Genomic DNA, 23,439 nt, shown 5'->3' with positions numbered 1-23,439 from the left:
ATCAGTTCCTATAATGATGATATGCAAGTTCTAATAATTTTTGTGCTATTTCATTCCTTTTAAAAATCGAACTTTAGACCGCCTAAAGCCAAGAATGGCGAATTATAATAGGTTATTTGATCGGAGTTTGGGAAGTAATACTTGAAATCCCAGAATGTTTCTATGTTGTCTATCAGGTTAAATGAAACTCCACCATCTGCCGCACCAACAAAAAAGACATTGTTGTCTCCAATCCACTTTATCCCTCCTCCGCTTATTCCGGCAAAGATCTTTAGAGGGCCCATGAAGGTATCTAAAGTATCAGAGGTATACCTTGCGCCGATCGTGCCGCTTACAAAAGGTATATTACTTACATGGACATTATTGACAAATCCTTCGAGATCAAATGTGATGGAGAAATTTTTGCCTACCGGAATGCCGTAAATTAGTTCAGCGTATGGCAAAAGATTTGCCGGTAAAACTGACGGGGGAGTTATAGGGATCGGGACAAGAGGCCCCGGTATCCACACAAGAAGGGAAGTAAGGGGACATCCACTTATTCCAATGTATGATCCGAAAGCCATGAAGGAAAACAGAATACCGATTACCGTAAACAAAATTATCTTTTTCATATTGATCACCATCTCACAGCATCTGCAGGATATATAGTGGGAATAAGAAGATAATCAATTGTAAAAAAAACAGCGAAGTCGGTATTATGCCAATTATAGGCACTGCCGAAAGTACCATTTCGATAGGCATCAAGTACTTTACCGTCATTTCAGGTAGTTGGATCAGAAAATCAATTGCAGAATTGTGCTGGGCTGATTTTGTGATCGGGACAGCAGTTGCCACGGTTGTGGCTGAACCCTGAGACGCAAACGCGAAGGAACTTCCAATTAAGCAGATTACCAAAAATATAACAATGGCATTACGCATCTTTCCACCCCCTCAAGAAGTTGTCTTAATAATTTTATCACATCTCTGTTTTTTGAATAGGTTTACTTTTATACCATAAATATTTTCAGTATACATAATTTATTTCTTTGTTTAAGCATCGAATTTTAGTTTACCATATTAAATCATCGAACATATACTTTATATGGCCCTTTGATGGTATAATTTTCTAAATTTCGAATTTAACACAAGAGGCTTTTGTTAAATTCAACTCACAGGAGGTAGAAAATGCGCTACAATTTTGATGAAGAAATTGATAGACACGGCACGAACTCTCGAAAATGGGAAGGTATGCAGGAAATGTTTGGAAGAAACGATCTTTTCCCGATGTGGATAGCCGACATGGATTTCAAAACGCCACCCGAAATTATAGAGGCCATTAAAAAAAGGGCAGATCATGGAATATTTGGGTATACCTTCAGGCCAGAAAGTTTTTACGATTCTATAATCAAGTGGATGAAGACGAGGCATAACGTTGATGTAAAAAAGGAATGGATAGTCGATGGTGCCGGTGTTGTGTCAACACTGACAATCGCAGTGCTTTCTTACACCAATCCGGGAGATGAGATAATAGTCCAGCCGCCGGTTTACTATCCTTTCTTTAGGATAATTCAAAACAATGGAAGGGTAATCGTGAATAACCCTTTAAGGTTCGAAAATGGAAGATATACTATGAACTTTGAAGACCTCTTGCGCAAGATCACGAAAAGGACGAGGATGCTTATCCTTTGCAGTCCTCACAATCCCGTTGGAAGGGTATGGAAAAGTGAAGAAATTGAAACTCTTGGTAAGATATGCCAAAGGCATGACATAATAGTGGCATCGGATGAAATACATTCTGATTTTGTTTACAGCCCCAACGTTCATACTTCGGTACTTTCAACGAGTTTTAAAGAGTCAACGCTTGCTTTCATAGCACCAAATAAGACCTTCAATCTTGCCGGTATACCATCTTCTGTCGTTATAATTCCAGATAAAAGAATGAGAGATCGATTTTTGATCACGTCTGAAAACTTCGAACTTGAAACTTCAAATATTTTTTCTATAGTGGCAACTGAGGCTGCCTACACCTATGGTGCTGAATGGCTTGATGAACTTTTGACGTACTTGAAAGGAAATTTCGATCTTGTCAGATCTTTCCTCAAAGAAAATATTCCGCAGGCCAAACTCGTAAACCCAGAAGGAACTTACCTTGGGTGGATAGATTTTAGAGGTCTTGGTCTTTCGGACGGTGAACTTTACAATCTCATAACTGAAAAGGCAGGGATCGCCCTCGACGATGGGAATCTTTTCGGAATCGGAGGCAGTGGATTTCAAAGAATGAATGTTGCGATGCCTCGCAATATGCTTTTGAAAGGGCTAAAAAAGTTGGAAGAGTCTTTAAGGAGATGAAAGAATGAAAGAGGTTAACCCAATAAAGGATATAGAAAAGATAAGAACTGTCAAGCGTTTAATGAAGGAAAATGGGGATCTCAGAGACCTTCTCATCTTTACACTCGGTATAAATGCGGGATTAAGGATATCCGATATCCTCAAATTAAGGTGGGGAGATTTGCTTTACAAAAATGGAAAGATAAGAGAAGAGGTACTTGTAAAGGAAAAAAAGACCGGAAAAACGAAGAAATTTCCTCTCAACGATGCAGTTATCGAGAGTATAAATTTGTATATTCAACAGATCAAACCTTCAGACATGGAAATGTGGGTATTTCCAAGCAGGAAGAAAAACGGCGGGATAAGGCCTATAAGTAGAATCGCCGCATGGCAGATGATAAACAAATACTGCAAGGCCGCAGGAATAAAAGAAAATGTTGGAACGCATACTCTCAGAAAAACCTTTGGATATCACCAGTACAAAAATGGTACCGATATAGCGATGCTTCAGAAGATGCTTAACCATTCAAGTCCGAAGATAACTTTAAGATATATAGGAATAGAAAGGGAGGAAATGAACGAAAGATATAAATCCGTTAATTTGTAGGTAAACCAATTTTGATATTTTAAACTCAATATCTTTTTGGTATACTCAATTTAAGACATCTATGATGGAGGTATAATGTGGACACGACTTATTCGGTTAAGATAGATGAAGAGTTAAAGGAGAAAATAACGAATGCCATCAAGAACTCGGGTGTAACGGGCAAGGAATTTTTTTCAAAACTTCTTGAGATCTACGAGTCACAAAGTGCATTTGAAGGCCACATTAAAGAACTTTCCGAACTCGAAGGACATCTTTCGAGGATTAAAGGAATTTTTTCTTCCGTTCTTGAGAGTCACAAATTAGAGATCGAGGCTTTAAAGTCCGACTTTGAAAAACGTCTCGGAGAGAAAGACAATGCGATAGAATCCCTTAAGGGAAGAGTTGGAGAACTTGAAAATGAAAATTCAAAACTCAAAGAGTCAAAGAATGAGATGGAAAAAGAGATAAATGCACTAAAAAAGGGTTTAAAAGACCTTGGAGAAAAGGCTTCCACGAATATTGAACTTGTAAAGGAGTACAAAGAAAAGATAAAAAAATTGGAATCAGAAATCTCATCTTACGAAGATAAAATGACAGAAAATGAGAAACTCAAATCGCAAATTACAGACTTGATCGCCAAGTTGGAAAGTCTGGAAAAGGAAAAGAAAGTGCTTGAAGAAAAAATAGAGAATTTAAACGATGAGATAAAAAGAATGGATACGGATCATCAAAAGGAGATCGAAAATATCACTGTAAGGTATAAGATGGAGCATCAAACGGAGATAATGAAGGAGAAACAAGATTGTCAGGAAAGGGTAAGATCGATAATGGACGATCAAAGAAAACAATTCGAAGAGTACAATTCGACTATAAAAAAACTCTATGCACAGATAGATGAGATGAGAGAAACTATACTCTCTTTGAAATTGAAAGAAAAAGAAGAAAGAGGGGATAAAAATTGAAAAAATTTGTACTTATAATTATAGGTCTTGCCATCGGAATCGTCATAATGGGCCAGAGCATAGATGATCTTCTCAAGATAGCCGACAACATCTCGAGCATTAATTACGTAAGAGATATATCTTCATTTTCGGGAATAACATCTTTTGGCCTCTCTGGAATTGCTGGCGGATCGGCTATAAATTCAGGGATGTCTTATTCGGCGACGGGAATTGTCAGCATTGGAATATACAAAAATTTGAATTTGAACATTGGTATCTCTTCGAATAATGCGCTTTTTGCATCTTTGATCTTTGATCCGACCCTTTACCAAAAGTCAGAGGAAAAGGCCTTTGCAAGTTATCAAAATGAGAGACTGAATTTGAAAATGGACGTTATAAATTACTTTTTCGATGCGATGAAGATGAACACGATGATAAATTACCAAACGGGCAAGTCAACCTCACTTCAAAACCTTGCGAATGTAGATCTTATGAGATCCCAATACACTTACGATCTTAGAATGTTAGGTGCCCTTTTGAATATAACCGTTGACAAACTTTCCTTTCCACCTCTTAGCGTGCCTCAAATTCCTTCCAACTTTACACCATACAACAAGTACACGTTACAGTCGCAAAATACCGATCTTTATTTCACGTTGAATGGATCGATAGAACAAAATCAAAGCGCGAATTTTTCCATTTCTCTAAATTACGCATGGAATAAGCCTTCAAACAGTGTTTCTCAAAATCTCGAAAATATCAAAAAGCAAAAGTACTTTGACGATATCCATATACTCGCAAGTTACGTAAAAATGTACGATGCACAGATAAATAGTCTTTTGCAATCTTATTCAACAATTTACGGAAATTATCTTGCCGGGAAAGCAAGTGCGAAAGATGTGAACTCAATTTCCGATAAGATAAACCAGTATGGCTACGAAAGAGATTTATTGTGCATAGAACTTTTAAGAGAATACTATCTTTATGAGGTGATGAATTGAAAAAATTCTTCATATTTTTCCTTGTCATTGCAATTTCTTACACCATTTTCGCCTCTGAAAGTCTTGAGATTCAAAGAGACAAGATTCTCGAAGGTCTTATGACAGACCCGGCCTCTTTGACACTTCTAAATCAGGCAAGAATTGTATATTCAAAGTTGTTGATCCAGAGCGCATCATCAACTCCAACGGCAAATATTGTGAATGCCATTGTCTCGAATAATCTCGATGGTTTTTACGATGCCTTAAAGAACTCTGAAATTCAAACTCTTCCAAATAATTTTGATCTTGTCTTCAATATACTGCCAATTCAAAATGATTACAACGCGCTCTTTACCTATATATCCCAAGGAGACTATACCGATGCACTCAGAATCTTTGACAAAATAAAATACCTTTACAAAATCCCAGAACTTTACAAATTTCTTCCATCTCAAAATGTCGTGTCTTTGTGGAATCTCTTTGCCCAGATGATAAACACCAATCCTCGATCTTTTGACGTGAACGCGGCAAAATTCGTGGCGGCAATATCCACACCTTACGATATAAAGAATATCTATGTAAAAACCTACGTGTGGTTAAGCGGTCTGAGTATCTCACAGGTTCAGATGGGATTTAACATCATCGACTTTGAGTCTCAAATAGCGTCAGTCTCTTCGGTTCAGATGGATCCAAATCTTCTCCAGTGGAAATTCACAGTTTCAAATTATTTGGCACTTTATTCATCGATAAACGACGCGATAAGGGAGATATCAAGCGCAAAAGATCTGACTCCATACGTAAAAAATATGATAATCTTTTACAGGGCTCTTCAAGACCTTCCCGTTCAATACAGAACGCCCCTTGATAATCTGATGTCGACATACCTCGATCTCGTCTTTCAGGCAATAAGCGCAAATCCAACTCTTCTTTCTCCTTCGATATCACAGGACATAAAAAGTCTTATCGCAAATTTTCCCTCCGATCCTAACACTTCGAAGTTGATCTCGATATCGATGCTTACCCCACACAAAGATACGGCGCAAAAGTCTGACGATCAATTGTGGGTATTTTACACAATTGTAATTGCCGGCGCGATCGTTTTGATATTCACGTTTCCCTCTGTAAGGGCGAGAATTTACAGCATTCTTGGAATGCATAAATATGAAATAAAGATATACATGAAGGCATTGTCAAAGCATCCAGAGGATCCTTCACTTCACATCAAAATAGCCTCTGCCTACGAAAAGATGGGTAAATACGTCGAGGCCCAGAGAGAGTATTCTCTCGCAATGAAATTAACGAACGTGAATGGAGGCAAAAATGAAAATAGTAAGTATCGATGAAATGAGAGAGTTAGAAAGACGGACAAATGAGATTTACGAAGATGAGTCGATAATGATGGAGCATGCGGCCTTTTCCCTTTATCTTGCCATTGAAGAGGAGATCGGAACTTTTGAAGGTAAGCATGCTCTGATCTTTGCCGGCAAGGGAAATAACGGTGGAGATGCGATGGCGCTTGCGAGAAATTTGCACGAGTCTGGAATGGATGTGAAGGTATGTCTTGTTTTTGGAGATGTGTCTTCTCCTCTTGCCATCAAAAACCTTTCGATAATCAAAAAGATGGGGATTCCCGTGGTCGATTCGATAGACAAGAACGAAATAAGATCGGCAGATATCGTTATTGACGGAATCTTTGGAATAGGGCTTAAATCAAAGATTGATGAAAAAATCTCTCAAATTATTGATATGATAAACGCAAATTCAAAATTCACGGTATCGGTAGACATACCAAGCGGGGTGGACGCACAGACAGGAAATGTCAACGGGAAGGCCATAATTGCGAGTATGACGGTAACCTTCGGTATGATAAAGCGCGGGATGCTCTTTTATCCTGCGAGATCTCTTTGTGGAAAGATAAAAGTTGGAAAGATAGGAATACCACCCGAAATAATCGAAGAGGTGAATCCTAAAGGTGAGGTTACAACTTTTTTGGATGCAAAATCACTTCTTCCTTTGCGCCCTCCATTTTCAAACAAGGGAACCTTTGGGAAGGTTTTGGTGATTTCTGGATCGAAAAATTACACGGGCACTCCAACAATGGTAGCGCTCGGTGCGTTGAGATCTGGCGCTGGCCTTGTAAGGATCGCGTCAACATCCATCGCTCTATCCCTTCCAGAGGCCATATCGATACCCCTTGAAATGGAAGATTCAGAGATCTCTTTGAAGAACTTGCCACTAATCGATGATTTGGTAGACATCTCAGATGTCATCGCGATAGGACCCGGCATAGGGACCGGGAAGAATGCGACCGGCATCGTACACCATATTTTGACGAAGTGGAAAAATAAACCTATCGTTATAGACGCAGACGGAATAAATGTGCTTTCAAAATTTGATTACGAACTTTTGCCAAATATGATTATCACCCCGCATCCGGGCGAATTTGCACGTCTTACTTCGAAATCAATCGATGAGATACTTGCCGATCCTCTCACGCACGCCATACGATTTTCAAATGAAAAGCACGCTTTAACGCTTCTTAAAGGACCAACAACCGTTATTGCGAATCCGGATGGCCGATACGCGATAAACATAACTGGAAACAGTGCCCTTGCAAAAGGTGGAAGTGGAGACGTACTGACTGGAATGATAGCCGGATTTGCGGCCCAAGGAATGAATCTTTTTGATGCGGCGAAATTGTCCGCGTATATTCACGGTAGAACGTCCGAACTTTACGCGCAAGATAAAGGTGAATATTCGATGATCGCACGAGAGATTGGAGATTTGGTACCACAAATCATTAAAGAATTAATACAGTGAATTCTCGATCTTGAAAATATTCAACGTAAAATGTCATAATATGTCGTGTAATTGTATAAAGGTGACGATTGTAAGCGCACAGAAAAGAGGAGGAAGCATATGGAAGGAAGGATTTTAGAACATCCTATCCTTAACTTTCAACGTAAAGCACGTGTAAAGATCTTCTTTGAAGGACGAGAAATAGAAGCATACGAAGGAGAAAGTGTTGCCGCAGCCCTTCACGCTGCCGGAATAAGGGTCTTAAGGTATACTCCCATAGACGGAAGACCTGCCGGATTTTTTTGTGCCATCGGAAAATGTTCGGCCTGCCTTATGGAGATAGATGGCATTCCCAACGTCAGATCCTGTATGACGAAAGTAAGAGATGGAATGCAGGTCAGAAGGCAGAACAAAAACGGTGATCTCCTATGATGTACGATGTCATAATCATTGGTGGAGGGCCGGCCGGCATGAGCGCCGCCACCGTTTTGGGAGATAGGGTGAAGACTCTCATCATAGACGAAAATGACAGGCTCGGTGGTCAACTTGTAAAGCAAACTCACAAATTTTTCGGAGATCATGAACATTACGCATCAACGAGAGGATTTGAGATTGCAGATAAACTCTTAAAAGAGATTCAAAAAAAGCCTGTCGAAATTTCACCCTCTTCGACAGTTATAGGAATTTATCCTCAAAACACTGTTGCCTACGTAAAAGATGGACAGATCCAAAAAGTTCAGTACAAAAAATTGCTTTTGGCAACAGGAGCCATGGAAAGGCAACTTCCATTTGTGAATTCAGATCTTCCGGGTGTCTACGGTGCGGGCGCCATTCAGACGCTCATGAACCAGTATGGAATTTTCCCGGGAAAAAGATTTTTAATAGTTGGTTCGGGCAACATAGGGCTCATTTTGGCCTATCAACTTGCCCAGACTGGTGTCGAGGTTAAGATGATCCTTGAAGCACTTGATAAAGTCGGAGGATATGAAGTCCACGCAAATAAGGTAAGACGCCTTGGAATACCCATTTTGACGGGTCATACGATAGTAAAGGCCATAGGCGATGAAAAAGTGGAAGGAGCCGTCATCGCCAATGTTGACAAAAATTTCAACACGGTCAAGGGTACAGAAAGAGAGGTCGTTGTCGATACGATCTGTGTGGCCGTCGGACTTACTCCTCTTATAGAACTTGCCGAACAATCTGGCGCAAAGGTTTCATACATTCCAGAACTCGGCGGATATGTACCGCTAAGAGATGAACGGATGCGCACGACAAATCACGATGTCTTTGTGGCCGGAGACCTTTCTTCGATAGAAGAAGCGACAACTGCCATGATGGAAGGAAAGATTGCGGCCATGCAGATATTCGAGGATCTTACCGGTGAAAGCCTTGAAGATAAGATTTTGTATGATTTGAATTCCCTTGTCATTTTCAGAAGTGGTCCTAAATCGTCAAAGATACGAACAGGCCTTGAAAAGATGGGTATAAATTTTCCAAAAATAGATATCCCAAAATCTCAAAAATTCGAAAAGTACGATGATTCTAAATTACACGCGGTGATAGAATGTAACGAAGAGATACCTTGCAATTCTTGCGAGTATGCCTGCAAATTTGATGCCATAAAGGTTGGAAGTAATATAAACTCAGTGCCTTCTTTTGATCCTTCGAAATGCACAGGATGTGCAGTTTGCGTGACAGCCTGCCCGGGCCTTGCCATCTTTATGAAAAAAGTAGATGGCAAAACCGCTACCCTCGGTATTCCATACGAATTTTTACCTCTTCCAAAGATGGATGATGTAATGTGGGGAATCGACAGGGAAGGAAATTACGTCTGCGATGTAAAGGTCAAAAGAGTTGTCAAAAATCCCAATAAAACTAATATCGTCTACGTAGAATTGCCTTCCGAATTCGTCGATATGGTAAGACATGTAAAGTATCAATCAAAAGAGAGTCCCTACGTTTGCAGATGTGAAGAGGTTACCCTCGATGAGATCGAAAAAGTCATAGATTCGGGTATAACTGATTTTGAGGAACTAAAAAGGCTGACAAGAGTTACAATGGGACCGTGCAACGGAAAGAATTGCAAGATGGTAGTGCTTGGAATACTTTCTAAAAAAACAGGGATCCCCATCTCCTCGCTTTCACATGGCACATCAAGACCACCAACGAAGCCAGTCGAGTTCAAAGTCTTTTTGAAGGAGGGAGAAAAATGAAGGATTCCTACGGGGTTGTAATAATAGGAGGGGGAATAATAGGAAGCGCGGTAGGCTTTAACCTCCTTAAAATGGGCGTCAAAAATATATGCGTTATTGAAAAATCATACATCTCTTCGGGATCGACAGGTAGATGCGCTGGAGGAATACGCCAGCAGTGGTCTTCTCCCATGAATGTCAGACTTGCGATGAGAAGTGTCGAATTGTTTAAAAAATTCGAAAAAGATGTGGGAATGGATATAGAATACAAACAGGGAGGATATCTTTTACTTGCCTACACTCAAGAGGAAGAAGAGGATTTCGTAAAAAATGTGAAGATGCAAAAAGCACAAGGCCTCGATGTCGAGATACTCTCAAAATCTCAAATAAAGGATAAATTTGGATTTATGAACCTGGACGGTGTAAGGATTGGTAGTTGGTGCCAAAGTGATGGTCATGCAAATCCACAAATCGCCAACATTGCCTATGCCATGGCGATAAGACGAATGGGCGGAGACTTTATCACACACACAAAGGTCGAAGGCATTGACATTGCGAACAAAAAGATAATAGGAGTTCAAACAGATAGAGGGTATATAAAAACAGACACGGTTGTCAACGCCGCTGGTTTTGAATCTTCAAAGATAGGAAAGATGATAAACGTTGATATCCCTGTCCACGGCGAAAGGCACCAGATACTTGTAACGGAACCTGTCAATCATTTTCTTGATCCTCTTGTGATAAATTTCAACCATAATTATTATGTAAGGCAGACAAAGCATGGCTCTCTTTTGATGGGTCAGGGAGATGCAAATCCTATGCCGGGAGAGGATCTCGGAAATTCTATAGAATTTCTCGAGGAAATGGCTCAAAAAATGGTCAAGGACTTTCCAATTCTCGAGAATGTCCACATAGTGAGACAGTGGTCTGGAGCCTACGACATGTCTCCCGACGCCCAGCCTATAATAGATGAATCGAGAGATGTCTCCAAGTTCATATACGCGACGGGATTCAGCGGGCACGGCTTTATGTTGGCACCGGCCGTCGGAGAGGCTGTCGCCGAAATGATCGTTCATGGAAAGACAATCACGATGGACATAAGCAATTTGAAAATGGATAGATTCAAAGAACACATCGAGATAGAGAAAAATGTCGTTTGAGGAGGTTGTCATGAAGATCGAAAAATTTAAAAACATGGAAGTTCTCGATTTCAAATCCCCGGCCAGCAAATCGAGAATGGAGGAAACACTCAAATCGGTCAAAAAGGAGTTCGGAAAGACTTACAAAGCCTTCATAGGAGGAAAATGGATAGACACAAAAGACAAAATCACCTCGATCAATCCATCAAATCCATCTGAAGTTGTTGGATACGTCGCAAGTTGCACAAAATCCGAGGCAGACATGGCCTTTGACGCGGCATGGAAGGCCTTCGAATCTTGGAAGAATACAAAGGCAACCGAAAGGGCCTCATACCTTTTCAAAGTTGCAAAGTTGATGGAAGAAAAAAGGTATGAATTAGACAGTTGGATGGTCTACGAAGTTGGAAAGAACTGGACCGAAGCCGATGGAGACGTGGCCGAGGCCATAGACGCACTCAACTATTATGCGCGCGAGGCGATAAGGTACGCCAGGGGATACAAACCTTATCAGATACCTGGAGAACGAAATGAGGTAAAATACATTCCGCTTGGCGCAGGGGTTGTAATTCCACCATGGAACTTTCCGGTCGCAATTCTCACCGCCATGACGGCCGCGGCGATAGCCTCTGGAAATACCGTCTTGCTTAAACCCGCTTCAATCACTTCCGTTATAGGGGCAAAGGTCGCGGAGATCTTCTGCGAGGCTGGACTCCCCGATGGAGTTTTCAATTTCGTTCCCGGCTCGGGATCAAAACTTGGCGATTATCTTGTAGAGAACCCAAAGACGAGGTTTATAGCCTTTACAGGCTCAAAAGAAGTTGGACTTAGAATAAACGAACTCGCCGCAAAACCGAATGGGCAGAAATGGATAAAGCGCGTGATCTTGGAAATGGGCGGGAAAGACGCGATTGTGGTCGATGAAACGGCCGATCTCGATGCGGCAGCCGAAGGCATCGTCGTAAGTGCTTTTGGAAATCAGGGACAAAAATGTTCGGCATGCTCGAGAGTTATCGCCGTCGATTCGATCTATGACGAATTGCTTAAAAAGGTTATAGATAGGTCCAAAAAGATAAAGGTGGGAGATCCATCTAACTTTGAAAATTGGATGGGGCCGGTCTCGAGCGATGAGGCTATGAACAAGATAATGAAATACATAGAAATAGGAAAGAATGAGGGCAAACTTGTCCTTGGCGGAAAAAGGATCGGAAATACGGGATTTTTCATAGAACCGACGATCTTTTCTGAAGTCAAAGGAAGTGCAAGAATTGCCCAAGAAGAGATCTTCGGTCCCGTACTCGCATTCATAAGGGCAAAAGACTTTGATGAGGCAGTCCAGATCTTCAACGGAACTGAGTATGGCCTAACCGGTGGAGCTTATACAAAAAGAAAGGACAGGATAAAGAGAGTAAAAGATGAATTTCACGTTGGAAATCTCTACATAAACAGAAAGATAACCGGCGCCCTTATAGGCGTCCAGCCATTTGGAGGATTCAACATGTCCGGCACCGATTCGAAGGCCGGCGGAAGAGATTATCTCCTGCTCTTCCTTCAGGCAAAGTCTATAGCCGAAAGGATTTAAAAACAGCGCGAAAGCGCTGTTTTTAAATTCCGAAGTATAGATCGTATTCTCCCGGGTGGGGTATCGAATTTATGAATTGGATCTCTTTACGTTTCTTTTCAATCCACATCTCTATAAAGTCAGAGGTAAAGGCCGGGGAAAGGAATTCGTGATCTTCTTCGAGAGCGGTTAAAGCCTCGTCGAGCGTGGAAGGAAGATTTTTCAAGTTTGGCATATGATCTCCTTCAAATGGACCAAAACCTTCTTTTGACGGATCGAGATCTTGTTTTATACCGTCAATGCCTGCAAGAAGCATGGCAGACATCGCGTAATGGACATTTGCCGTTGCATCAGGCGTCCTGAACTCTATTCTCCTTACATTTCCATCATTTACGTAGGCAGGTATTCTTATGGCGGAATTTCTATTTCCAAATGCGAATGAAGGTGTTGTTGGGGCTTCAAAACCGGGCACGAGCCTTTTGTAAGAATTCGTAGATGGATTTGTAAAGGCCATAACTGCAGGAGCATGTTTAAGAAGACCAGCAATGTAAGAAAGCGCCTTTTTTGAAAGCGAATAAAGGCCTTTCGGATCGTCGAAGATATTCTTCGAGTCCTTTACAAGGTATTGATGAACGTGCATTCCGTTGCCAGCCTGATCTTTAAGGGGTTTTGGAAGGAAACTCACAACGTATCCATATTCGTGCGCCACATTTCTTACTATGTATTTCAAAAGTGGTATCCAATCGGCCGCCTCGATTGCATCTAACAATTGAAATTCTATTTCAAATTGGGATATTCCGACCTCGTGGTGATGGTACTTTATTGGCATGCCTATATCTGTGAGGATGGAAACCATCTCATTTCTCATCTCATAGGTAGAATCAAAAGGTGGTAATCTATGGTATCCTTCTTCTATCTCTATATTTGGCTCATGCTTCAGGGGCCATTCAGACTCGCTTTTTATCTTTACGCAGACAGATCTTTGAGATATTTCGTGGGATATACTTTTGAAAATGTTAAACTCCATCTCTGGACCAACCATCATCTTCGTCGCAATTCCAAGTTCTTTTACATGATCGATGGCTTTCTTCAGCACATTTCTCGGATACCATCCAAAAGAAGTTCGGTCCGGCAACATGACATCGCACAGGACAGAAAGCGTAGATTCTGCAAAGGGTTCATCGATGGCTGTGGATATCAAAGGCATGGCTATCATATCACTGAAAGATGTGTTCATGTAACCGAAGTTTGAGGCATCAAACCCAACTCCATTTGTAAGAATTGACTGACTGACATATCCAGATGGGAGTGTAACATGCCTTAGAGTCCCGTTAACGTCGTAAATTTTGAGATCGAGATAATCGTAACGCTTAACTTTTTTCAGAAATTCTTCTTCGTTCATTTTGCTTCCTCCTCTTTTTATTTTATTGTCCGTATTTTGGAATTACACAGATGAATTCTATTCCATCATCACCGGCACAAAATTGGTGTTGCTCGCCGGCCGGCACAAAAACGTAATCACCGGATTTTATCGGTATGGAATTTCCATCATTTCTCAAAAATCCATAGCCTTTTAAGACGTAAACCTCATGTTCCCACGGATGAGAATGATCCGGCGTGTAACCTCCGGCCTTTATTCTGAAATGTCTCATTATGTAATTCGGAGCGCCCTGCGCAGGTCCTATCAGAACACGCTTTTCAACGGCCTTTGCGCCTTTTCCATCTATTATTTCTGGCATTACTTCCATATGATTTCCAACCAGTGCCAATTCATTCACCCACCTTCCAGCAATCCTTGCACCTTGGCTCGTATTTGATCTCTACATCCGATCCCTCGACTTTAAAGACAGGATCTTTCGAAGAGGCCGGTACCCATTCTCCATCTTTGAATATAAGTCTTTGCGTTAGCGTCGCATCTTTACCGCACACAACACATACAGCCTTAAGAAGTACGATTTCATCGGCCATTGCAGCTATCCTCATAACATTTTCAAAAACTTCGCCTCGAAAATCCAAATTCAGACCGGAAACTATAACATCCGTTCCGACATCGATGAATTCTTTTACGACCTGAATTAAATCCTCTCCAAAGAACTGAGCCTCATCAAATGCCACATAATCAAGGCCTGAATTAATGTACTTTTTTGCATCTGACGCATCCTTTACGAACTCGGCTTCGAAATGTGTCCCTGCCCTTGAAACAACGAGAGGATCTCTATTTCTCGTGTCAGATAAAATCTTGAATATAACGCCATTTTGCTTTGCTATCTTTCTTCTTACAACCCTTCTTATCAATTCTTCCGTTTTTCCCGCGTACATCGGCCCTATTACGACCTCTAACGTTCCTTTCAAAGGACCACCTCCTAATCTTTTGAAATCTTTTCGATTATCCTCATGGCCACCTTTTCTCCCACGATTTTTTTAATCTCTTCAAAGGAGGCACGCTTTATCCCGTTTATGTTTTTAAAGGCCTTTAAAAGTAACTTTTTTCTTTTCTCACCAATGCCCGGGATAGAATCAAGTCCAGACCTTACCATCTCTTTGTCTCTTAGGGAATAATGGTAGGAGGTGGCAAATCTGTGCGCTTCATCCCTTACACTTATTAGAATTCTAAGGGCACCATCGTCTCTTCTAAGATGAAGATCGGGCCTTTCATCAGGAAAGACGATCCTTTCGTCTTCCTTCGCAAGTCCTATGATCTTTCCATTCAATTTTAACTCATCAAGAATTCCCTTGACCGCATCTACCTGTCCCTTTCCTCCATCTATTAGCAAAAGATCCGGGAGCGGATGCTTTGTATATCTGCGTTTTACAACCTGTCTCATTGATTCAAAATCGTCTATCTTTGCGATTGAAAGTCTATACTTTCTGTAAAGGCTTTTGTTGGGTTTTCCATCTTCAAATGTAACGACCGAGGCAACGGTTAAATCTCCATGAGTGTGGGAAATGTCTATTCCTTCTATAAATTTCGGAGGCATTGGAAGATCTAAAAGTTCCTTTAGCCTGTTCAATGAATTTTTGATGACCTCAGAACTTTTTATTCTGTTCTGGAGGTTTTTGTACGCTATAGATACCAGACGTCTTTCATTTTCATCGACAGGTAAACTTATCCGTGTAGACAGGATCTTTGAGATCTCGCTCATCTTTTTGAATCTCTTTTTGACGACAATCCTATCGGCAAGTTCCTCATTTCTTCCTACGTAGTACCATTTTATGAAGTCCTCATATCCACCGTTGATTTCGAATTCAAGTTTTGCAAGCATCATTCCATTTCTTATCTTTAGCATCACGACAATGCCGCTTTCTATCGTCAAAACATCTAAATTCACATTTCCATCTAACTCTACACTCTGGACTTCCAAAAATTCTTCAAGCCTATCGTACAGTTTTTTCAACCTAAGTGCCGATTCGAACATTTCCATCTTTGAATAATTGTTTATCTTTTCCTTTATCCATTCTTTTAACCTTTTAGAGTTACCGGAAAGAAAAGACTTGGCAATTTCGATTCTTTTTGCATATTCTTCTTTTGTTATCAACCCCGCGCATGGTGCTGAACATCTTTTCATTCCATACTCTATACAGGGTCTTTTTACCTTTGAAAGATCGTAATCGCAATTTCTTATTTGAAGAATTGGATCGATTATTTCTATGAGAGTCCTTAGGAAACTCACACTCGTGAATGGGCCGTAAGCGCCGGGGACTTTTTGATGCGTGATTTCAATGTAAGGAAATTCATCATTCGTAAAGACGGCATAGGGATAAACGCGTGTGTCTTTTAATAAAACGTTGTATTTAGGCTTATTTGTGTATATTAAGTTTGCCTCTAAAAGCAACGCTTCTTTTTCATTAGAAACTATTGTGTATTCAAAACCGTCCGCCTCTTCGACTATTTTTTTTGCTTTTTCCGAGGCATTGGATAAAAAATAAGATGAAACCCTTTTCTTTAAATTTTTAGCCTTGCCAACGTATATTATCTTTCCATTTGATTTAAAGATATAAACTCCGGGATTATCCGGAATTTCCTTTATTTTTTCGATCATTCTCTATATCTCAAAGCCTCCACAGGTGGTATTCTCGTCGCATTTCTCGTGGGTATAAATGTCGTAAGGACCGATATGAGATAAAAGACGATTCCAAGAATCGCAAACTGCCCCAAAGGTATGTAAATCGTTCCGAGATTTAAAGTCGTGTAAATAAGATACGAAGTTACAACGCCGGTTATAAATCCTATTAAAATACCAAGCACAACGACAAAATTTATCTCGAGGAAAAAACTCGTGAAGATAAGATTTTTGCTGAACCCAAGCGCTTTAAGTATTCCAACTGTTTTTTTCCTCTCGTGAAGCGATTTCACTATGAGTATCGCAAGGCCGATTATGCCGACAGAAAGACCGAAGTAAAGGAAGACATTGACTATGTTGACAAATCCGTTGAGTATATTCGTGAATATCTCGACAGTTTGTTTCGAAAAGAGTGCGAAGATAAACCTTGTCTTTAGAAATGCCGTTAATTTCTGGAAATTCTCGTACTGTGCCTCTTCCGTTGTACCGGCGAGTTTTGTGAGCAAGAATTCCGTAGGTGAGATGTTGTCAAAAACGGATGCCGATTTCATCGTCGTGTAAAAGCCGGCGGGAATTGCATTGTAATTGTTGTTGCTTTGGAGTATTCCAACGACGGTAAATTCTTTTGGATTTTTAAGAAAGGTGGCCGAAGAGGTCGTGTTTTGTGATTGAGAAGACTGGGAAAAATTGAAGTTCGATACCCCTTCATTGGATATCAAAATCTTTTGACCTATTTTTATACCGTTAAGACCAAAGACAGCAACGCTCCCTGGATGGGAATCAAGATAATCGTAAAGGCCTTTAAGGTCCTTTATGCCGTTGACGGCGTTGTTTACCTGAAGATCGAGTCCATCTACGAGACGTTTATTCAAAATTACCATCTGGTAATCAGAAGAAACCTTTCCATTCGAAATGTACTTTGCAGAGATCATGGACATAGTGGCGTAATAGGTTATGTAATCTAAATTTGAAAGTTGAGATGAAGATACATTTAACTTGCCAATTATCGGTATACCGACGGTATCGAAACCGCCAAAAATCGTAGATTTCGCAGAATTTATCTGCAAAGTTTCGGAATAAGGAATAACTGTCATAAGAGAAATAACGAATATAACTATCGAATACATCGCTATAGTTAGGCCCGTTCTTCTTTTGTGATGCGCAGTCTCAGCAACTGCAAGTTTTACGGCGGCACGATATTTTTTCAGAGAAAAGATGCCGAGAAATTTATCGAAAATTTCGAAATTGTAGGACAGAAGGAATAAAGCGGCAAGAAGGATAGAAAAACTTCTTAAACCAAGTAACCACAAAGATTTACTGCTTTGCTCGGAGATAAAGGGTATCAAATTAGATGCGAAGGCAAAAACGATGACGGAAAATGAGAAAAAGTTTCCAACGATTCTTCTAAGGTTGTCTGAAAAGAAGAACGGAAAGATGAGGGCCGCGGTCATTATCGAGCCATAAGTTAGAATCGCGTTTGAAGAAAATACGGCCCAGATAGAAACAAGCACAGAGATAGAAAAGATCACAAATGTTAAGACAAAATTTCTGTGTCTCTTTTCTTTTTCGGTATCTTCGATTTCTCTTATGGCCTTTACTATGTTAAGACGGCCTATTTTGAAGGCCATGTAAATAAGCACAACGATAGGCACTATTAATCCTACAAGAAAACCATAAATCAAAGAAAGCAAATTAAAGTGAAGAGAAAAGTTAAAGGTACCGGTATTAATAAGAGGCGTAAATTCGTGACTTACATTTGTCGCAAGGTTTGAGAATTCATTTATCATAAACCACGCTATTCCAAGGCCAACGAAAATGCCCAAAAAAGAAGAGATCAAAGAATAAACAAAGCCCTCAAAGTAAAGTATAAATCCAACTTTAAACCTCGAAAAACCTATGGCTCTCAAGGTTCCGAGATCACTTTTTCTTTCATCCGAAAGCATCGTGTAAACATTTATAAGCAATAAAACTCCGGCCGCTATTGAAAATCCGCTTAGAATAAGGAAGAGCCATCCTATCTGTCCTTGGTTAAGATTTTTTATTTGCTCTTCTTTGACGTTGTAAATTTTGACAGGGACATCTAAATTCTTTATCAATGAATTAACATCCGATGTGTATTTGGCTCCAGTTATATAATCACCCTTATTTGCGACGAGGATCTCGTTGTAATTGTCGATTGAAAATATTGCCTTCATCTGATCGGTTGTCATAAAAATCGGAGAGGTAATCCCTTGAATATCCTGGTAACCGAGTACACCTTCCTGTGGCACAATTCCCGCTATTTTGAATCTTTGTGGCGATCCGAGAATAATCTGAAATGGATTTATTATCGCTTCAAAAGAATCGCCAACTTTCAAATTTAAAGCATTTGCAAACTGTTCTGAGACAACGACTGAATTTCCAGAGAGAGAAAGATCGGGAAAGAACTTACCTGTGTCAAACTTTCTGAGTTGATCCAAATTCACGCCTATGAAATTGACTTGAGCGATCTTGGAAGGATCGAGAGATCTTATCTGGCCCACCGGGGCTGCAACGGTGCTTTTGGTCATTATCGGAAGAACTGATTCAACGTATTGTGAATTAGAAAGCGCCTCTACTAACTTTGATACTTCCGCATCCGAAAAATAAGGATTTTTGTTTGGTGTTAGTACTTCATCGATCGTCCCGAGATTCCTTCTTATGCCAGAATACATAAAGTACTGGAAAGAATCATTTATGACAAAAGAACCGACGACAAATGCCGTTCCGGTTAAAGATCCGGCGATTATAAGCATCATCGTTACTTTGCGTCGCAAAGCATTTCTCATTCCCATTTTTGCGAGGATTTTCCACTTCAAAGCCAAAAGTAAGGTGATAACTATTATTACAATTGCACCAATAGAAAGAACAAAAAAAGGAAAAGTCACCGACATCCTCCACTTCGATCTCTGGGATGATTATATCACTTTCTAAGGTAAGTCGGTAAAAGTTCACCTTCTTTTAATATGAATTTACACTTGAAATCTTCATTTTCATGTGTTAGAATATGAATTGTCATTGCGCGGTTGTGTAATGGTAGCACACGGGACTTTGGATCCCGGCGTGGAGGTTCGAATCCTCCCCGCGCAACCATTTTTATCGATTCACAAGCATTGTATCGAGAGTCATCAAAACATTCACCACATTTGATGGTCCTTTAACTATCTCGCACGTGGCGTTATAGACTTCCTTTATCATTTTGCGCGTTATTACCTCTTCGGGCTCTCCCATACTGTATATCTTTCCAGATTTCATAACGATAATTCTGTCTGAAAAAACAGAGGCTTGGTTTATATCGTGGAATGTTGCTATAACAGTTGCACCATTGATTGCCCTTTCCTTCATCTTTAGAAGTAAATGCTGGGCATTTCCTATATCGAGATGAACGGTGGCCTCATCGAGCAAAAAAATCTCAGGGCTCTGGGCAAAAACCTTTGCCGCGTAGACGATCTGCCTTTCTCCACCGCTTAAAGAATAAAACATCCTTTCTCTAAGATGTGCAATGTTAAGCGCTTTGAATGCAAAATCAACGTATGTTTTATCCAGATCGCTTAGATCTCCAAAAAGATTTGTGTAAGGGGTTCTGCCCATCTCCACTATATCAATCGCCCTTGCATCGTATATTGGAGAAAATTCCTGGGCCATAACTCCTATCTTTTTTGCAAGTTCTGTTCTCGGAATGGATTTTATCTCTTTTCCAAACAACTTTATGCTTCCTTCGTATTCCACAAGACCCGATATTGCTTTTATAAGTGTTGTCTTACCCGATCCGTTCGGGCCTATTATTCCTATTATTTCTCCCTTTTCTACGGAGAAATTCAAAGAGTCAAGGGCTTTTTTCGAAGATTTGGGATATACGTAAGAAAGATTTTCGATCTTCAATACTTCAGACATTTTGTACCCGCCTCCTGAGAATGTATATAAAAATAGGAGCCCCTATAAGCGCAGTTATAGTCCCTATTGGCATCTCGGCAGGAGTGAAAGCGCTTCTTGCAACTGTATCACAGGCAACGAGAAAGACACCTCCAAATATCGCCGAGGCCGGAGTTGAAATTCTGTGATCAGATCCAAAGAGCCTCCTTGAAATGTGCGGTATAATTAGTCCTACAAACCCTATAATGCCGGAAGTCGAAACCGCTATTGCAGTTATCAAAGTTCCTATGACGAATATCAGTAATTTCATCATCTCAACGTTAACTCCTAAATACAGCGCTTCCTCTTCTCCTGCAACCATTGCATTAAGATACTTACTTATAGCCGTGAAAAAAACAACTGCCGCAGTTGAAGAAATTCCCACAAGCAAAACATCATGCCATCCCGCACCAGAAAGACTTCCGAGTAGCCAGAAAGACGTTATCTGAACATCTCTCCATCCGTAAACTATCAAAAAAGTTACACCGGCACCGAACATCAAATTAACTATCACACCACTTAATATAAGTTCTGTTGGAGGTAACTTTCCATGTCTTCTTGAAACGAAATAGGTTATCGCTGTGGCAAGAAGTCCAAATACGAATGCGAAGATCCACATATAAAAAACAAAATAAGGATAATAAAGTTGTGCTATTACATTTGCGAGAATCGCGCCAAACGCGGCACCGGAAGAAACACCAAGTATGTAAGGATCGGCAAGAGGATTCTTTAACATGGCCTGAAATGCATTGCCTGTAACAGAGAGCGCCGCTCCGACACCTAATCCAAGTAAAACCCTCGGTAATCTTAACTGAAGTATGATTATCTTATCCGTGTACGGAACTTTCATCCCGATTAGAGATTTAAAGACATCAACAATTGGCACATAAACAGGACCAATGGCTATATTGACAAGTACAAAAGCCAAAATAAAAGGCAGGGTCAGAAAAAAGACCCTGCTTTTCGAGAATCTTACCATTTCTGGAAAATATCGTAAAGTTGTTGAAGTAGATTTATAAGTTGAGTATTGGGCTGCGAGGCTATATTTCCGTTTATGGCATATACATGTCCTTCTTTTACAGCCTTGAGATTTGCAAAAGGAGGATAAGTCTCAAATTGCTTTATAGCGGCCTCTTCACCTCCGGGTGCGTAATAAGGCACAAGAATTATATCTGGATTTTTAGAGACGACGAATTCTGGACTTACAGGTAACCATCCATTCGGTCCTGCATAGTTACCAGTTATGTTAACTCCCCCTGCAAGAGATATCAATTCGTTAAGATATGATCCCATTCCGGCAGTCCATATCTCCTTGTCTGGTGAACCATAAAAAACCGTTGGCCTTTGATCGAGAGGTATCTTGTATGCACTGTTTTCTATTTTTGATTCTATATCTTTTAATTTGTTAACAAGCGCGGTACCCTTTTGAGGATCCCCCATTATTGTGGCTACATCCATCACATCACGATAAACACCGTTAAGGCTGTTGGCATTGAGCACAAATGCTGTCAGTCCTACTTTCTTAAGTCTCTCATATTGTGGCAATTGAAAACCGCCAAACAAAAATACTATATCTGGCTTTAAAGACAATATCTTTTCGAGATCCAAAGGATAAAGCAGACCTATATTTTGAGCCTTCGTGTAAGAATCGTATTGAGTTACACCAACGATCCTATCAGCGTATCCCAATTGCAAAAGAAAATCCGTGACTGAAGGTGCGGCATCTATGACACGCATCGGAGTGCTTGTTATCGTTACAACGTTACCCGCATCATCTACCAAAGTAATTGGATAGTAAGCGGCGAAGGCAAACGCAACTGCAAAGATCACCAAGAGAAAGATCAACGCTATTTTCCTCAATTTAATCCCTCCTTAAAAAAATTAAAGCCGACAAAGTCGGCTGGTTTCCCATTTTTACCATCCTCAACACTTCGCGCGAGTGTTTATGAACTTCTCGAAACAGGTAGGTCTCCTGACTTCCGGGTCATTCTCCATCTGCGCCTTCCCAGTTTCCCAGTGGCATCTGCAGATTTCGTCGCCGGTTACAGTGGCGGGACCATGTCGGATTCTCACCGAACTTCCCTGTTAAAACCTGTTTCAGAATTATTCTATCACAAAAGAAATGACCGATCAAGTAAATTGCCAAAATATCTGATCTGGCATGTTACAACACAGGTGAATGACCTCTCATATTTTACCATTGGATTGCGAGTATATACCCTTTTACGTTAAATTTAGCCTCTTTTCCCCACCTCTTTTGTTACACACCCGACCATTAACATTCAATCACATAAGAACTCATATTAATTATCTCCAATAATTAAATATATTTACATATATCCACAGATCATTTCCATCGCCTCCTTTTCTCTTAACATCATTCATACTTCATTTACCATCGTCGTCGACCTACGATACTCGAAAAACCCCCGGAGATCGACGACGATCGGATTTCTTACATAAATAATTATCACTAAAGCTTTTATCTCACTTTTATGTATACAAGTTCACATACTTTTTCCCAAAATTGACTTTTAGAAATCCTTATGTTATACTATGTCAACGAGTTTCTATCCTACCTTTGAGGAATGAAAACGCGAAACGTATGCAATCTATTGCGAAGGACTGACAGTTTCTATCCTACCTTTGAGGAATGAAAACGGTATATGCAAAAAGATATTTTTTGAAATCGCTTCGAGGTTTCTATCCTACCTTTGAGGAATGAAAACTACAATTTACCATCAAATCCTAAATAAACTATACTAAGTTTCTATCCTACCTTTGAGGAATGAAAACTATAGTATTTATAACGCTTTTCGTTGGTTAGAGTTTAGTGTTTCTATCCTACCTTTGAGGAATGAAAACTTGGAGCAATGGAGTGAATACTCCAGCCGGAATTGCATTAGTTTCTATCCTACCTTTGAGGAATGAAAACAGCCGAGAGTT

General features: G+C 40.3%; 20 protein-coding genes, 1 tRNA gene, 1 CRISPR repeat array and 1 riboswitch (1 of these 23 running past the window's edge). Of the genes, 12 read left to right on the top strand and 9 right to left on the bottom strand.

Features of this window, described 5'->3' with window-relative positions; genetic code table 11:
* Positions 1 to 59: 59 nt before the first annotated feature.
* On the bottom strand, positions 60 to 611 hold the full coding sequence (locus tag ATHSA_RS07460; protein ID WP_161848479.1) for a hypothetical protein: 552 nt from the start codon (positions 609 to 611) through the stop codon (positions 60 to 62).
* Positions 612 to 697: 86 nt separating this feature from the next.
* Here ATHSA_RS07460 and ATHSA_RS07455 point away from each other — a divergent pair, with 86 nt between their 5' ends.
* The 11 genes from ATHSA_RS07455 to pruA all read left to right on the top strand — a co-directional run bounded on the left by ATHSA_RS07455 (position 698) and on the right by pruA (position 12,523).
* Positions 698 to 853, top strand: a complete 156-nt coding sequence (locus ATHSA_RS07455) for a hypothetical protein (protein WP_161848478.1) — start codon at positions 698 to 700, stop codon at positions 851 to 853.
* 311 nt (positions 854 to 1,164) lie between these two features.
* On the top strand, positions 1,165 to 2,328 hold the full coding sequence (locus tag ATHSA_RS07450; protein WP_161848477.1) for a MalY/PatB family protein: 1,164 nt from the start codon (positions 1,165 to 1,167) through the stop codon (positions 2,326 to 2,328).
* A 4-nt stretch (positions 2,329 to 2,332) separates the two neighbouring features.
* A complete protein-coding gene (locus tag ATHSA_RS07445) occupies positions 2,333 to 2,914 on the top strand; it encodes a tyrosine-type recombinase/integrase (RefSeq protein WP_161848476.1) in 582 nt (193 codons plus the stop codon).
* A gap of 77 nt (positions 2,915 to 2,991) precedes the next feature.
* Positions 2,992 to 3,855, top strand: coding sequence for a coiled-coil domain-containing protein (locus ATHSA_RS07440; protein WP_161848475.1), 864 nt, complete (start codon positions 2,992 to 2,994; stop codon positions 3,853 to 3,855).
* A complete protein-coding gene (locus ATHSA_RS07435) occupies positions 3,852 to 4,835 on the top strand; it encodes a hypothetical protein (protein ID WP_161848474.1) in 984 nt (327 codons plus the stop codon). Before ATHSA_RS07440 ends, ATHSA_RS07435 begins: the two co-directional genes overlap by 4 nt.
* Complete coding sequence (locus tag ATHSA_RS07430; protein WP_161848473.1) at positions 4,832 to 6,157, top strand: tetratricopeptide repeat protein; 1,326 nt, start codon at positions 4,832 to 4,834, stop codon at positions 6,155 to 6,157. The genes ATHSA_RS07435 and ATHSA_RS07430 overlap by 4 nt, the downstream gene beginning before the upstream one ends.
* Entirely contained in the window at positions 6,135 to 7,634 is a 1,500-nt protein-coding gene (locus ATHSA_RS07425) for an NAD(P)H-hydrate dehydratase (protein ID WP_161848472.1), read from the top strand. The genes ATHSA_RS07430 and ATHSA_RS07425 overlap by 23 nt, the downstream gene beginning before the upstream one ends.
* 99 nt (positions 7,635 to 7,733) lie before the next feature.
* Complete coding sequence (locus tag ATHSA_RS10160; protein WP_161848471.1) at positions 7,734 to 8,045, top strand: (2Fe-2S)-binding protein; 312 nt, start codon at positions 7,734 to 7,736, stop codon at positions 8,043 to 8,045.
* Positions 8,042 to 9,826, top strand: a complete 1,785-nt coding sequence (locus ATHSA_RS07415) for an FAD-dependent oxidoreductase (protein ID WP_161848470.1) — start codon at positions 8,042 to 8,044, stop codon at positions 9,824 to 9,826. The genes ATHSA_RS10160 and ATHSA_RS07415 overlap by 4 nt, the downstream gene beginning before the upstream one ends.
* On the top strand, positions 9,823 to 10,965 hold the full coding sequence (locus ATHSA_RS07410; protein ID WP_161848469.1) for an NAD(P)/FAD-dependent oxidoreductase: 1,143 nt from the start codon (positions 9,823 to 9,825) through the stop codon (positions 10,963 to 10,965). The genes ATHSA_RS07415 and ATHSA_RS07410 overlap by 4 nt, the downstream gene beginning before the upstream one ends.
* Positions 10,966 to 10,975: 10 nt before the next feature.
* The gene (pruA, locus tag ATHSA_RS07405; RefSeq protein WP_161848468.1) at positions 10,976 to 12,523 is read left to right on the top strand and encodes an L-glutamate gamma-semialdehyde dehydrogenase; all 1,548 of its coding nucleotides are present in this window, start codon (positions 10,976 to 10,978) and stop codon (positions 12,521 to 12,523) included.
* 22 nt (positions 12,524 to 12,545) lie between these two features.
* Here the strand turns inward: pruA and glnA are convergent, their stop codons facing one another.
* The 5 genes from glnA to ATHSA_RS07380 are packed head-to-tail and all read right to left on the bottom strand — an operon-like array spanning position 12,546 to position 19,469.
* Entirely contained in the window at positions 12,546 to 13,904 is a 1,359-nt protein-coding gene (gene glnA, locus ATHSA_RS07400; protein WP_161848467.1) for a type I glutamate--ammonia ligase, read from the bottom strand.
* Between the two features lie 22 nt (positions 13,905 to 13,926).
* Positions 13,927 to 14,280 (bottom strand): cupin domain-containing protein, encoded by a 354-nt coding sequence (locus tag ATHSA_RS07395; RefSeq protein ID WP_197739136.1) that lies wholly within the window; start codon positions 14,278 to 14,280, stop codon positions 13,927 to 13,929.
* Positions 14,273 to 14,854: a thymidine kinase gene (locus tag ATHSA_RS07390; protein ID WP_161848466.1), complete on the bottom strand. Its 582-nt coding sequence runs from the start codon at positions 14,852 to 14,854 to the stop codon at positions 14,273 to 14,275. Before ATHSA_RS07390 ends, ATHSA_RS07395 begins: the two co-directional genes overlap by 8 nt.
* A gap of 11 nt (positions 14,855 to 14,865) precedes the next feature.
* Positions 14,866 to 16,542, bottom strand: coding sequence for an excinuclease ABC subunit UvrC (gene uvrC, locus ATHSA_RS07385; RefSeq protein WP_161848465.1), 1,677 nt, complete (start codon positions 16,540 to 16,542; stop codon positions 14,866 to 14,868).
* Entirely contained in the window at positions 16,539 to 19,469 is a 2,931-nt protein-coding gene (locus ATHSA_RS07380) for an ABC transporter permease (RefSeq protein ID WP_161848464.1), read from the bottom strand. The genes uvrC and ATHSA_RS07380 overlap by 4 nt, the downstream gene beginning before the upstream one ends.
* Before the next feature lie 131 nt (positions 19,470 to 19,600).
* Here ATHSA_RS07380 and ATHSA_RS07375 point away from each other — a divergent pair.
* Positions 19,601 to 19,674: transfer RNA gene (locus tag ATHSA_RS07375), tRNA-Gln, on the top strand.
* 3 nt (positions 19,675 to 19,677) lie between these two features.
* Here the strand turns inward: ATHSA_RS07375 and ATHSA_RS07370 are convergent.
* From ATHSA_RS07370 to ATHSA_RS07360, 3 genes are read right to left on the bottom strand one after another with little or no spacing between them, the layout of a single operon-like run.
* Positions 19,678 to 20,475 (bottom strand): ABC transporter ATP-binding protein, encoded by a 798-nt coding sequence (locus ATHSA_RS07370; RefSeq protein WP_161848463.1) that lies wholly within the window; start codon positions 20,473 to 20,475, stop codon positions 19,678 to 19,680.
* The gene (locus ATHSA_RS07365; protein WP_161848462.1) at positions 20,468 to 21,472 is read right to left on the bottom strand and encodes a FecCD family ABC transporter permease; all 1,005 of its coding nucleotides are present in this window, start codon (positions 21,470 to 21,472) and stop codon (positions 20,468 to 20,470) included. Before ATHSA_RS07365 ends, ATHSA_RS07370 begins: the two co-directional genes overlap by 8 nt.
* The gene (locus tag ATHSA_RS07360) at positions 21,466 to 22,353 is read right to left on the bottom strand and encodes an ABC transporter substrate-binding protein (protein WP_161848461.1); all 888 of its coding nucleotides are present in this window, start codon (positions 22,351 to 22,353) and stop codon (positions 21,466 to 21,468) included. The genes ATHSA_RS07365 and ATHSA_RS07360 overlap by 7 nt, the downstream gene beginning before the upstream one ends.
* 85 nt (positions 22,354 to 22,438) lie before the next feature.
* Positions 22,439 to 22,604: riboswitch (cobalamin riboswitch) on the bottom strand.
* A gap of 455 nt (positions 22,605 to 23,059) precedes the next feature.
* Positions 23,060 to 23,439: direct repeats of the CRISPR family, unit length 30 nt; unit sequence GTTTCTATCCTACCTTTGAGGAATGAAAAC; it runs 1,389 nt beyond the window's last position.

Source organism: Athalassotoga saccharophila, assembly GCF_009936215.1.
In the GTDB taxonomy this organism is placed as follows: Bacteria; Thermotogota; Thermotogae; order Mesoaciditogales; family Mesoaciditogaceae; genus Athalassotoga; species Athalassotoga saccharophila.
The sequence above is the reverse complement of the archived record's forward strand: the minus strand, read 5'-3'. Positions and strand labels throughout refer to the sequence as shown.

Coding starts and splice junctions, on each gene's coding strand:
- ATHSA_RS07445 (WP_161848476.1), top strand. CDS start 2,333: ATGAAAGAGGTTAACCCAATAAAGGATATAGAAAAGATAAGAACTGTC.
- ATHSA_RS07425 (WP_161848472.1), top strand. CDS start 6,135: ATGAAAATAGTAAGTATCGATGAAATGAGAGAGTTAGAAAGACGGACA.
- ATHSA_RS07450 (WP_161848477.1), top strand. CDS start 1,165: ATGCGCTACAATTTTGATGAAGAAATTGATAGACACGGCACGAACTCT.
- ATHSA_RS07370 (WP_161848463.1), bottom strand. CDS start 20,475: ATGTCTGAAGTATTGAAGATCGAAAATCTTTCTTACGTATATCCCAAA.
- ATHSA_RS10160 (WP_161848471.1), top strand. CDS start 7,734: ATGGAAGGAAGGATTTTAGAACATCCTATCCTTAACTTTCAACGTAAA.
- ATHSA_RS07365 (WP_161848462.1), bottom strand. CDS start 21,472: ATGGTAAGATTCTCGAAAAGCAGGGTCTTTTTTCTGACCCTGCCTTTT.
- ATHSA_RS07455 (WP_161848478.1), top strand. CDS start 698: ATGCCAATTATAGGCACTGCCGAAAGTACCATTTCGATAGGCATCAAG.
- glnA (WP_161848467.1), bottom strand. CDS start 13,904: ATGAACGAAGAAGAATTTCTGAAAAAAGTTAAGCGTTACGATTATCTC.
- pruA (WP_161848468.1), top strand. CDS start 10,976: ATGAAGATCGAAAAATTTAAAAACATGGAAGTTCTCGATTTCAAATCC.
- ATHSA_RS07415 (WP_161848470.1), top strand. CDS start 8,042: ATGATGTACGATGTCATAATCATTGGTGGAGGGCCGGCCGGCATGAGC.
- ATHSA_RS07460 (WP_161848479.1), bottom strand. CDS start 611: ATGAAAAAGATAATTTTGTTTACGGTAATCGGTATTCTGTTTTCCTTC.
- uvrC (WP_161848465.1), bottom strand. CDS start 16,542: ATGATCGAAAAAATAAAGGAAATTCCGGATAATCCCGGAGTTTATATC.
- ATHSA_RS07410 (WP_161848469.1), top strand. CDS start 9,823: ATGAAGGATTCCTACGGGGTTGTAATAATAGGAGGGGGAATAATAGGA.